The organism is Nonomuraea sp. NPDC059023 (genome assembly GCF_042740095.1).
Lineage (GTDB): Bacteria > Actinomycetota > Actinomycetes > Streptosporangiales > Streptosporangiaceae > Nonomuraea.
Genome location: NZ_JBHYIO010000010.1, coordinates 268,472 through 278,955 on the forward strand (window position 1 = coordinate 268,472; position 10,484 = coordinate 278,955).

The 10,484-nt window shown below is 67.7% G+C and carries 12 protein-coding genes and 1 rRNA gene; 7 read left to right on the forward strand and 6 right to left on the reverse strand.

Going from position 1 to position 10,484, the window contains the following annotated elements; translation table 11 throughout:
• Positions 1-182: 182 nt before the first annotated feature.
• On the reverse strand, positions 183-626 hold the full coding sequence (locus ACFWYW_RS19635; protein ID WP_379612239.1) for a DUF4442 domain-containing protein: 444 nt from the start codon (positions 624-626) through the stop codon (positions 183-185).
• A gap of 94 nt (positions 627-720) precedes the next feature.
• On the opposite strand from ACFWYW_RS19635, the gene hisN reads away from it, so the two are divergent.
• Entirely contained in the window at positions 721-1,539 is an 819-nt protein-coding gene (gene hisN, locus ACFWYW_RS19640; RefSeq protein WP_379612240.1) for a histidinol-phosphatase, read from the forward strand.
• On the opposite strand, the gene ACFWYW_RS19645 is transcribed toward hisN, so the two are convergent.
• Positions 1,540-2,325 carry a fructosamine kinase family protein gene (locus tag ACFWYW_RS19645; RefSeq protein ID WP_379612241.1) on the reverse strand — a complete coding sequence of 262 codons (786 nt, stop codon included), beginning with the start codon at positions 2,323-2,325 and terminating at the stop codon, positions 1,540-1,542.
• Positions 2,322-2,792, reverse strand: a complete 471-nt coding sequence (locus ACFWYW_RS19650; RefSeq protein WP_379612242.1) for a low molecular weight protein-tyrosine-phosphatase — start codon at positions 2,790-2,792, stop codon at positions 2,322-2,324. The genes ACFWYW_RS19645 and ACFWYW_RS19650 overlap by 4 nt, the downstream gene beginning before the upstream one ends.
• Before the next feature lie 150 nt (positions 2,793-2,942).
• Here ACFWYW_RS19650 and ACFWYW_RS19655 point away from each other — a divergent pair, with 150 nt between their 5' ends.
• The 5 genes from ACFWYW_RS19655 to ACFWYW_RS19675 are packed head-to-tail and all read left to right on the forward strand — an operon-like array spanning position 2,943 to position 7,335.
• Positions 2,943-3,947 carry a PstS family phosphate ABC transporter substrate-binding protein gene (locus ACFWYW_RS19655; protein WP_379612243.1) on the forward strand — a complete coding sequence of 335 codons (1,005 nt, stop codon included), beginning with the start codon at positions 2,943-2,945 and terminating at the stop codon, positions 3,945-3,947.
• The gene (gene pstC, locus ACFWYW_RS19660) at positions 3,947-4,888 is read left to right on the forward strand and encodes a phosphate ABC transporter permease subunit PstC (protein WP_379612244.1); all 942 of its coding nucleotides are present in this window, start codon (positions 3,947-3,949) and stop codon (positions 4,886-4,888) included. Before ACFWYW_RS19655 ends, pstC begins: the two co-directional genes overlap by 1 nt.
• Positions 4,888-5,784, forward strand: coding sequence for a phosphate ABC transporter permease PstA (gene pstA, locus ACFWYW_RS19665; RefSeq protein ID WP_379612245.1), 897 nt, complete (start codon positions 4,888-4,890; stop codon positions 5,782-5,784). The genes pstC and pstA overlap by 1 nt, the downstream gene beginning before the upstream one ends.
• Positions 5,785-5,803: 19 nt before the next feature.
• A complete protein-coding gene (pstB, locus tag ACFWYW_RS19670; RefSeq protein WP_221341587.1) occupies positions 5,804-6,631 on the forward strand; it encodes a phosphate ABC transporter ATP-binding protein PstB in 828 nt (275 codons plus the stop codon).
• A complete protein-coding gene (locus ACFWYW_RS19675) occupies positions 6,631-7,335 on the forward strand; it encodes a response regulator transcription factor (protein WP_379612246.1) in 705 nt (234 codons plus the stop codon). Before pstB ends, ACFWYW_RS19675 begins: the two co-directional genes overlap by 1 nt.
• On the opposite strand, the gene ACFWYW_RS19680 is transcribed toward ACFWYW_RS19675, so the two are convergent.
• Both ACFWYW_RS19680 and ACFWYW_RS19685 read right to left on the reverse strand, forming a co-directional pair.
• A complete protein-coding gene (locus ACFWYW_RS19680) occupies positions 7,332-8,204 on the reverse strand; it encodes a serine hydrolase (protein WP_379612248.1) in 873 nt (290 codons plus the stop codon). The genes ACFWYW_RS19675 and ACFWYW_RS19680 overlap by 4 nt on opposite strands.
• Positions 8,205-8,378: 174 nt before the next feature.
• On the reverse strand, positions 8,379-9,260 hold the full coding sequence (locus ACFWYW_RS19685; RefSeq protein WP_379612250.1) for a phenylalanine 4-monooxygenase: 882 nt from the start codon (positions 9,258-9,260) through the stop codon (positions 8,379-8,381).
• Positions 9,261-9,478: 218 nt separating this feature from the next.
• On the opposite strand from ACFWYW_RS19685, the gene ACFWYW_RS19690 reads away from it, so the two are divergent.
• Positions 9,479-9,940 (forward strand): Lrp/AsnC family transcriptional regulator, encoded by a 462-nt coding sequence (locus ACFWYW_RS19690; protein ID WP_379612251.1) that lies wholly within the window; start codon positions 9,479-9,481, stop codon positions 9,938-9,940.
• A gap of 455 nt (positions 9,941-10,395) precedes the next feature.
• Here the strand turns inward: ACFWYW_RS19690 and rrf are convergent.
• Positions 10,396-10,484 (reverse strand): 5S ribosomal RNA (rrf, locus tag ACFWYW_RS19695); the annotation flags it as partial.

Consider the following 10,484-nt stretch of genomic DNA (forward strand, 5'->3'; position numbering starts at 1 on the left):
ACCACCCATCAAACGAGCCCCGCGACGAGAGCCCACCACGTGGGTGGCGCCCCGGGAGCAGCTCGCCTGACTGCGGCAGGAGCCCACCAGCTGGGTCGAGTGGAACTCAAGGCATGGCCGCGGTTGAGGTTGGCGGGAGGAGCTCAACGGGTGGCGGCGGTTGGACCTGGTGGAGGGTGGGGTCAGCGGTTGGGGCGGAGGGTCCAGGAGACGGTCATCTCGCTGACCAGGACGCCCTCGGCGTTCTTGAGTTCCACCGCCACCTCGAACTCCGGCCGCTCCCCCGCGTCCAACCGCCCCACCACCTCGTCCCGCTCGACCTGAAGCCGCGCCTCGGCCCTCACCTCGCCCATGGCCAGCTTCCGGTACCGAATGGTCGCCCCGGTGGCCAGCGGCACCGCGCGCGACAGCTGGTCGCCCAGCGCCGACAGCATGGCCGCCCCGGACGCCGACTCCGCCAGCGTGAACAGGGCCCCGGCATGCGGTCCCGCCACATGGTTGTGCAGGTCGGCACGGTCGGGCAGGCGGCACAGGGCGTACCCGTCGCTCACCTTGTCGAAGACGACCCCGAGGGTGTTCGCGAACGGCACGGTCTGGAGCATGAAGGCGCCCACATCAAAAGACATACCGCAATGCTACTCACCAGTAACACCTGACACCACGTCCAGAGTTGCGGCAAATGGTGGGGAATGTCAGTAAGAAAGGGGGAATCGGCCTCTGATGCGGCGTGTGCCCGGCACGGTAGCGTGGCTCATCGTGACGGGTTACAACGACGATCTACGCCTCGCGCACGTCATGGCGGACGCCGCCGATGACATGACCCTGCGGCGGTTCAAGGCGGTCGATCTCAAGGTCGACACCAAGCCGGACCTCACGCCGGTCAGCGACGCCGACCGGGCGGTCGAGGAGGCGATCCGCGGCACGCTGCGGCGGGCCCGTCCGCGCGACGCCGTGGTGGGCGAGGAGTTCGGGCGGACCGGCTGGGGCGCCCGATCGTGGATCATCGATCCGATCGACGGGACCAAGAACTACGTGCGCGGCGTGCCCGTCTGGGCCACGCTCATCGCGCTCATGGACCACGGCGAGGTCGTCGTCGGGCTCGTCTCGGCGCCCGCGCTCGGCCGGCGCTGGTGGGCGGCCAGGGACGGCGGCGCGTGGACCGGCAAGAGCCTCACCAAGGCCAGCCGCATGCGGGTCTCGGCGGTGACCGATCTGGGTGACGCCTCGTTCTCCTACTCCAGCTTCGGCGGCTGGGAGAAGCAGGGCAAGCTCAACAACTTCCTCGACCTGAACCGCGCCTGCTGGCGTACCAGGGCGTATGGCGATTTCTGGTCACACATGATGGTCGCCGAGGGCGCCGTCGACCTGTCGGCCGAGCCGGAGCTGTCGCCGTGGGACATGGCGGCGCTCACGGTGATCGTCGAGGAGGCCGGCGGGCGGTGGAGCGACGTCGCCGGCGCGCCCAGCCTCGAAGGCGGCAGCCTCGTGTGCACGAATGGCGCGCTCCACGACGCGGTCCTGAACCACCTCAACGCCTGATCACCCCAGAAGCCGGTCCACGGCGCGCATCAGCTGCCCCCGGTAGCTCTCGCCAAAAAGCACGACATGCACCAGCAGCGGATGCAACTGGTGCAGGGGCACCCGTTCCCGCCATCCGTCCGCGAGCGGGTGCTCCTCCTGATAAGCCCCAAGAATCCGGTCCAGGTACGGCACGCCGAACAAATCCAGCATGGCCAGATCGCTCTCCCGATGCCCGCCATGCGCCGCCGGGTCGATGAGCACCCCGGTCCCGCCGGACCACAGCAGGTTCCCGCTCCACAGGTCGCCGTGGATCCGCGCCGGCGACTCCGCAGGCCCGGAAATTTCCGGAAACATCGCCACGGCCCGCTCCACCCGGTCTCTGTCGCCGGCGGTCAACGCGGCGGCCTGCCGTACAAAGGGAAGAACGCGGCGCGCGGCATAGAAGGCGGGCCAGTCGGGCGCGGGCGAGTTGTCCATCGGGAGCTCGGCGATGAACCCCGGCCACGGCGCGCCGAAAGCGTCGGCCCCCGCGCGGTGCATCCGTGCGAGCCTCCGCCCGAAACGCTCGGCCGCGGCCGGAGTGGGCGGCTCGGTCGGTACCCAGGACAGTACGAGCCGGTCCGCGCCCGCCTCGATCACCTCGGGCACGTCCATCACCTCGCCCAGCCACCGCAGTCCGGCCGCCTCGGAAGTGAACAAAGGGGAAACAATTCCGGACTTGGCGAAGACCTCGCGCCCGTCAGCCAGGAAACCCCGCTCCAGCCGCCATCCGTGCGAGGAGCCGAGCCGCTCGACCACTCTCACCGGAGCTCGTCGGCCAAGTGCTTGGCAAGACCCTCCGAAGCCGCCTTGACCTGCCGCAACACCTCGTCGAAGCCATCCTGGCCGCCGTAGTAGGGGTCGGGCACCTCCGCCTCCGCCGGCGCGGACGGGTCGAACGAGCGGAACAACCTGACTTCCTGCCCGGCGGGCGCGAGCCGCCTGAGCGCCCGCAGGTTGGCCGTGTCCATGGCCAGCACCAGGTCGTAACGGCTGAACCAATCCCCGGTGAACTGCCTGGCCCGATGGGCGGAGCCGTCGTAGCCGCGCTCGGCCAGCGTCTGCGCGGCCCGCTGGTCCATGGGCCCGCCGACGTGCCAGTCACCGGTTCCGGCGCTGTCCACCACCACTTCGTCCAGTCCGTGCTCGGCCAGCGTGGCCCGCAGGACCACCTCGGCCATAGGCGAGCGACAGATGTTTCCCATGCACACCAGGCATACGCGGTAGGTCATGGGGTCAAGCATGCCGCTTGAGGAGCTATTCACACGAGGCGAGGCACGACTTCCGTCGCCGGTCACGACTCGTTTCATTTCCGTTCACTTTCCCCAAGTTTTATCGGTCACGTAGCAAGCAAGGATCTCCATACGAGAAGGACACAAACCGTGACCAGTGGACAGCGCCGCCTCAGCGCGGTGGCGACGGCCGCCTTCGTCGTTTCCCTCGCGGCGGCCTGTGGCGGCGGCGGTAACACAGCGGCCACCAGCCCCGAGGCCTCCGCCCCCTCTTCGGCCGGCGCCTCCGAGCCCCCCGCGGGCCTGAGCGGCGAGATCAAGATCGACGGTTCCAGCACCGTCGCCCCGCTCATCTCGGTTGCGAGCGAGGCGTTCGGCGAGGAGCAGCCGCAGGTCAAGGTTCCGGTCGGTACCTCGGGCACCGGTGGTGGCTTCGAGAAGTTCTGCGCCGGCGAGACCGACATCTCCAACGCCTCCCGCCCGATCAAGGACGAGGAGAAGACCCTCTGCGAGGGCAAGGGCATCAAGTTCACCGAACTGACGGTGGCCACCGACGCCCTGACCGTCGTGGTGCCCAAGGAGAACACCTGGGCCAAGTGCCTGACCACGGCGCAGCTCAAGAAGATGTGGGAGCCCGCCGCCGAGGGCAAGGTCAAGACCTGGAAGGACGTCGACGCCAAGTTCCCCGCCGAGGCCCTGAAGCTCTACGGCCCGGGCGCCGACTCCGGCACGTTCGACTACTTCACCGACGAGATCAACGGTGAGGAGGGCGCGAGCCGCAAGGACTACAGCCCCTCCGAGAACGACAACGACATCGTCAACGGCGTCGCCGGCGCCAAGGGTGGCCTGGGCTACTTCGGGTTCACCTACTACGAAGAGAACATGGACAAGCTGACCGCCGTGGAGATCGACTCCGGCAGCGGCTGTGTCGCCCCCAGCGTGGAGGCCGCCCAGGGTGGCAAGTACACCCCGCTGGCTCGCTCGCTGTTCGTCTACCCGTCGGCCACGGCCGTGAAGCGGCCCGAGGTCGGCGCCTTCCTCGACTACCTGAGCGCCAACATCGGCTCGCTGGCCAAGGAGGCGAAGTTCATCCCGCTCAACGCCGAGCAGGAGGCCAAGCTCAAGAGTGACATCACGGCGCTGAAGGCGGACTGATGGCTGCTCAGCACCAGGCGACCGCACCGGGGACCGGAAGGTCCCTGGCGCGGTCGCGCCCGCGTTACGGAGAGGCGATCGTCAAGGCGCTGCTTCTGGCGGCGGCGCTGGTCTCCATCGCGACCACCGTCGGCATCATCTACTCGCTCGTCGAGCCCACGATCGAGTTCTTCGGAGAGGTCAGCCTCGCCCAGTTCTTCGGCTCGACCAACTGGGGCCCGCTGATCAAGCCGGCCACGTTCGGCGTCTGGCCGATCGTCGTGGCCACGCTGGAGATCACGCTGATCGCCGTCATCGTGGCGGTGCCGCTGGGCCTGGCCGCGGCGATCTACCTCTCGGAGTACGCCAAGCCGGGCGTCCGCAAGTTCTTCAAGCCGGTCCTCGAGATCCTGGCCGGTGTGCCGACCGTCGTCTTCGGCTACTTCGCGCTGTCCTTCCTCACTCCGCTGCTGAAGGACATCTTCCCCTTCCTGAACCTTGAGGCGAAGAACGCGCTCTCGGCCGGCCTGCTCGTCGGCATCATGATCATCCCGATCGTCGCCTCCCTCGCCGAGGACTCGATGGCGGCGGTGCCGAACGGCCTGCGCGAGGGTTCCTTCGCGCTGGGCGCCTCGAAGATGCTGACCTCGGTCCGCGTCGTGGTGCCCGCGGCGTTCTCCGGCATCGTGGCCGCGATCATCCTGGCGATCTCCCGCGCCGCGGGCGAGACGATGATCGTGGCGGTCGCGGGCGGCTTCAAGTCGATCTTCACCTTCGACCCGACGAACGAGATGGCCACCATGGCGGCCTTCATCGCCCAGGCCGGCGCCGGTGACCTCTCGACCGGCTCGATCCCCTACAAGACGATCTTCGCCGTGGGTTCGCTGCTGTTCATCATCACCTTCGCGATGAACTGGTTCAGCGCCCGGATGGTGCAGAAGTACCGCGAGGTGTACGACTGATGGCAATCCTGTCCACACCTGCCTCGACCGTACGGCTGGCCAGCCAGGGCAGGCCGCTCAAGGAGCACCTGTTCCGGATCGCCCTGCTCGCCAGCCTGGCCATCGCCATGATCTTCCTGGTGGTCCTGCTCGTCTACGTGGTGACGCAGGGCTGGCAGCGTCTCGACCTGAACCTCATCCAGAACTTCCCGTCGCTGCGGTCGGTCAACGCCGCGACGGCCGGTGTGCTGTCGGGCATCATGGGCACGCTGTGGGTGGTCGCGCTGACCGCGATCATGGCACTGCCCACCGGCGTGCTCGCCGCGGTCTACCTGGAGGAGTACGCCGACAAGACCAAGTGGTACAACCGGCTGATCGAGCTGAACATCGCCAACCTGGCGGCGGTCCCCTCGATCGTCTACGGCATCCTCGGTCTCGGCGTCATCTCCCGCGGCTTCGGCCTCGGCCCAAGCGTGATCACCGGTGCGATCACCCTGTCGCTCCTGGTGCTGCCCATCGTGATCATCGCCGCCCGCGAAGCGATCAAGGCGGTGCCACCGTCCATCCGCGAGGGCTCGCTGGCCCTCGGCGCCACGCAGTGGCAGACGATCTGGCGGCAGGTGCTGCCGGCTTCGGTGCCCGGCATCGCGACCGGTTCCATCCTGGCGCTGTCTCGCGCGATCGGCGAGGCGGCGCCGTTCCTGCTGCTCGGTGCGGCCACGCTGGTCCGCTTCAACCCTGACGGGCTGAGCAGCAGCTTCTCCGTTCTGCCGGTCCAGATCTACAACCTGATCACCAACTCTCGTCCCGAGGTCCAGGTCGTGGGCGCGGCGGCCATCGTGGTCCTGCTCGCGATCCTGCTGCTGATGAACTCAGCGGCCATCTGGCTCCGTAACCGCTACCAGAAGCGGTGGTAAGGAAGAAATGACCGAGATCATGCCGAACATCACCGTTCGCGGGCCGGAGGCCCCCCGGAACATCGAGGCCCTGGACCCGGTGTTCACCGTCTCGAATCTCAGCGTCTTCTACGGCGACTACGAGGCCGTCCGCGGAGTCGACCTGACCATCGGCAACCGCGAGATCACCGCCATGATCGGTCCGTCCGGCTGCGGCAAGTCCACGGTGCTGCGCTGCTTCAACCGGATGAACGACCTCATCCCGGGCGCCCGTGCCGCCGGTTCGATCATGTACCACGGCGAGGACCTCTACGGCGACCACGTCGACCCCATCGAGGTACGCCGCCGGATCGGCATGGTCTTCCAGAAGCCGAACCCCTTCCCCAAGTCGATCTACGACAACATCGCCTACGGCCCCCGCGTCAACGGCATGAAGGGCAAGATGGACGACCTGGTCGAGCAGGCGCTCACCCAGGCGGCCCTCTGGGACGAGGTCAAGGACAAGCTCAAGCAGAACGCCCTGTCCCTGTCCGGTGGCCAGCAGCAGCGACTGTGCATCGCCCGCGCGATCGCGGTCCGGCCCGAGGTCATCCTCATGGACGAGCCCTGCTCCGCCCTCGACCCGATCGCCACCACCAAGATCGAGGATCTGATGCAGGAGCTGTCGCGCGACTACACGATCGTGATCGTGACGCACAACATGCAGCAGGCCGCACGCGTGTCCGACCGCACGGCGTTCTTCACCGCCGAAGTGGACGAGCAGAGCGTACGGCACGGCCGCCTGGTGGAGTTCGACGAGACCAGCCGCATCTTCACCAACCCCTCTGACAAGCGCACCGAGGACTACATCACCGGACGATTCGGCTGATGGCCCACCAGCAGACGGCATCCGAGGTGCACGGGGACACTCGTACGGCGCCCGTGCTGCTGGTGGCCGATCCCGACGAGAGCATCGTCCAGGAGCTGGCCACCGCGCTCGAACGCGAGGGCGTGACCGTCGCCGGAGTCAGCGACGGCGCGCAGGCGTTGCTCCAAGCTGGAGCTCTCAGGCCAGATGTGGTGCTGGTCTCGGCGACCCTGCCGGTCATCAGCGCCGTGGAGTTCGTGCGAGCAGTACGGCTGACGCGAGCCGTTCCCGTACTGCTCGGCGTCGGCGAAGGGCATGCCGAGCAGGCCGTACAGGCTTTGGCGGCGGGAGCGGCGGCCTGCGTGGCCCGGCCGTACCGGGTGCTGGAGTTGCTCCCGTTCGTGCAGGCCGCCTCTCCCGAGTCGCGCACGCTGCTGCGGGTGGGTGAGGTGGAGCTCGACGTACGCGCCTACCAGGTGCGGGTGGGCGGGCGAGCCGTACACCTGCCGCTGCGTGAGTTCGAGCTGCTGCACTACCTGATGCGCAACGCCGACCGCACGGTGACGCGCGAGCAGATCATGCGGCACGTGTGGAACGCCACCGACGCCACGTCCACCAACACCATCGCCGTCCACGTCAAACGGCTGCGCGCGCGGCTCGGCGACGAGGACGATCAGCTCATCCAGACGGTCAGGGGTGTGGGCTATCGCCTGGTGACGCCCTAGCACTTTCTGAATGAGCGCAGGATCCGGGTGACCACGCCTTCTACCGTGGCGATGCCGTCGCCCACCTGCGTGCTGCCCTCGGTCAGGACCGCCACCGCGTACCTTCTGCCGATCAGGCCCACGCTGACCACGGCCCAGCGTTTGGTGGAGACCCGCTTGAGCCAGCCGTTCTTCAGCGCTGTCCCCTGGCCCTTGCACGCGCCCGCGCTCACGCCCCAGTTCTGGCCGTCGATCACCGCGCCCATCAGCTTGAGCACTCGCTCGCGCTCCTTCTCCGGGAGTGGGCTCTTCTTCGACACCAGCGCGTTCATGAGCTTGACCTGGTCATCGGCCGAGGTCCTGGTGATGCCCCAGCAGTACAGGTCGAGGCAGTCTCCGGCCACGCCGCTCGTGTGCCGCAGCCCGAACTTTCTGGCCGCCTTCGTGAAGCCGGCGGCGCCGCCGATGCGTGTCCAGAGCCGGTCGGCCGCGTGGTTGTCGCTGTAGCGGATCATGATGTCGGCGTCGTGGCGGGTGGCTTTGTCCAGCTTGCGCCACGGGGTCTTGCGGAGCAGGGCCATCAGGATGAGCGCCTTGGCGGTGCTGGCGGTGATGAGGCGCTCGCCCTTGTGGTAGCGGTAGACGCGGCCGGTGGCCAGGTCCTTGACGGTGGCGGTTACCGGACCTGGGCGGCCGGCCAGGTAGCGGTTCAGCCGCTTGGTGATCGTCTTGGGGTTGAGCGGGGGCGGCTTGGGCTCCTGCGCGTCCGTGCCTTCCTTGGGCGGCGGTGTGGCCTGTATTGCCCGGGTTCCGTCCGGCGGGGGCGCTTGGGTTCCGTCCGGCTGCGTACCGCGATCCTCTTGGGTGGATGGGCGGGTGGGGCCGATCAACGGGGCTGCTCGGGTCGTGTGTGGGTGCCGAGCGGGGGGTCTTTGGTGGACGGGCGGCAGGCCGTACAGGCTGGTGGGCAGGACGAGTGCGGAGGCCGCGAACACTCGCCACCACACGTATCCCACTCTCCCCCGTGATTTGTCACGCATTATCGTGATAAATCACGGGGACTGCTAGACGTGGGTAAGTTTCGCGATCGAGTCGTCGTCGCAGGTGGCCCAGAACTCCCCGACCACGTCCTCCAGATGCCGCATGGACTCCGCCCGGAACAGGACATCCTGGTACTTCGTGATGTCGTACTCCGTCTGCCCCATGTCACGCAGATCGAGCGGCCGGATCTGCATCCCGCGGAACTCCTCGATCTCCCCATAGGACGACAGAATCCCCGCCCCGTAGGCGCGCAGCTCGTCCCGCTCCGCCATCACGCCGAACTCCATCGTGAACCAGAAGACCTTGGACACGAACTCCAGCGCCTCGTCCCCCTCGACCCTACGAGCCGCCTCCCCGGCCAGCCGGTAAAGCGCCGCGAACCGATCGTGCGCGAGTGCGTTGGCATGCCCGATCACCTCATGGATGACATCAGGCTCAGGCGTGTAGAACGGCACGGAATGATGGCGAATGTACTGAGTGGAGTGGAACAGCCCATCAGCCAGCACCCCATAGAACTCCCGCAGCGGCACCAGCCCCGCCGCCGGCAGATACCGGAACCCCGTGAGCGGCTCCAGCAGCTCACTCACTTCCTCCAACTGCGGAATCCGCTCGTACGGCAGGCCGAGCCGAGCAGTTCCCTCCAGGTACTCCTCGGTGGCGTAGCGCTTGTGCTTGCTGGCCAGCTCCCCCGCGACCAGCGCCCAGATGCCGTGCTCTTCCTCGGTGTACTCGGCGGCCGGAATCGGCATCCCCCGCCGATGGTTCACGGCCAGGCCCGCGATCGCGTTACGCCGCGCCCGGTAGACCGGATCGGCGAACCCCGGATGCGACTGCGAAAGCTCGACCACGACCGAGCCATCTCCCTGCGTCTCGACCGGGGCGAAGTACTGTGCTTCCTCGAACATGTCCACATGACAGCAATTTCCTGATTCGCTGGCAAGAGCGAGCAGTTGGACTGCACGATCCGCCTCACATCGCCCGCCAGCATCCACAAAAGCTAGTCATTCCGCACAGACCACGAGACATGTCCTTCGTAACCGAAACGCACAGCCGAACGCCAGATAGGCTCCGCTTCATACAGGGACAGCCTCGATCCCTGGTCGAATCGCACAGGGGTAGACGCATGGACGAACTGGACGCCCGCCTACTGACGACCATGCGGGCACACCCCCGCATCGGCCTCACCGAACTGGCCCGCCTCCTGGGGGTGGCCAGAGGAACCGTCCAGGCCCGCGTGGAAAAGCTGACAACCCGCGGCGTGATCACCGACTTCGGCCCCACGGTCGAACCCGCCAGGGTCGGCTACCCAATCCTGGCGTTCGTGTGGCTCCAGATAGCCCAGGGCCGGCTGACCGAGTCCGTGGCGGCGCTACACACGATCCCGGAGATCCTGGAGGTCCACGGCACCAGCGGCCAGCACGACCTGCTGTGCCGAGTGGTGGCGAAAAGCACCGAACACCTCCAGGAGATCATCGCCACAGTCCTGGCCTCCCCCGCCGTCCAACGCACCGACTCCACCATCGCCCTCTCCACCCAGATCCCGTTCCGCATAGAACCCCTCCTCAACACAGCAGCCACCCCATAGCCCACCAAGACAACGGGAACGCGTGGCGCCACATCGGGTTCACCACACCCGCCCGAGCTTCTCCCCAAGCCGGCGCCAGACAAGCGGCGTGACGGAGCTGGGCGCCGTGCGCGTTGCGCCGTTCACGTCCGCGCGGGGTTCTCGCCGCACCGGCGCTTGACAAGCGTCGGGGAGGGCGACGCGGGTGGGAGGGCGAGGTGGCCGGGAGGGTGGCGAGCCCTGGCGGGCGGGCGCCGTGCGCGTTGCGCCGTTCACGTCCGCGGAGGGTGCTCGCCGCACCGGCGCTTGACAAGCGTCGGGGAGGGCGACGCTGATGGGAGGGCGGCGAGCCGTCGCCGATGCCTCGGGGGAACGCGAAAAAGGGGCCACCCCGCGACGGCGGGACAGCCCCTTCGGAACGCGAAAAAGAAGAAGAGGCCCGACCGGATTGGTCGGGCCCCTTCCCCTGCGTTTTTGTGCGGCGGTGACCTACTCTCCCACACCCTCCCGAGTGCAGTACCATCGGCGCTGGGAAGCTTAACTTCCGGGTTCGGAATGTAACCGG

Coding starts and splice junctions, on each gene's coding strand:
- ACFWYW_RS19675 (WP_379612246.1), top strand. CDS start 6,631: ATGGCCCACCAGCAGACGGCATCCGAGGTGCACGGGGACACTCGTACG.
- pstA (WP_379612245.1), top strand. CDS start 4,888: ATGGCAATCCTGTCCACACCTGCCTCGACCGTACGGCTGGCCAGCCAG.
- ACFWYW_RS19690 (WP_379612251.1), top strand. CDS start 9,479: ATGGACGAACTGGACGCCCGCCTACTGACGACCATGCGGGCACACCCC.
- ACFWYW_RS19650 (WP_379612242.1), bottom strand. CDS start 2,792: ATGACCTACCGCGTATGCCTGGTGTGCATGGGAAACATCTGTCGCTCG.
- ACFWYW_RS19635 (WP_379612239.1), bottom strand. CDS start 626: ATGTCTTTTGATGTGGGCGCCTTCATGCTCCAGACCGTGCCGTTCGCG.
- hisN (WP_379612240.1), top strand. CDS start 721: ATGCGGCGTGTGCCCGGCACGGTAGCGTGGCTCATCGTGACGGGTTAC.
- pstB (WP_221341587.1), top strand. CDS start 5,804: ATGCCGAACATCACCGTTCGCGGGCCGGAGGCCCCCCGGAACATCGAG.
- pstC (WP_379612244.1), top strand. CDS start 3,947: ATGGCTGCTCAGCACCAGGCGACCGCACCGGGGACCGGAAGGTCCCTG.
- ACFWYW_RS19685 (WP_379612250.1), bottom strand. CDS start 9,260: ATGTTCGAGGAAGCACAGTACTTCGCCCCGGTCGAGACGCAGGGAGAT.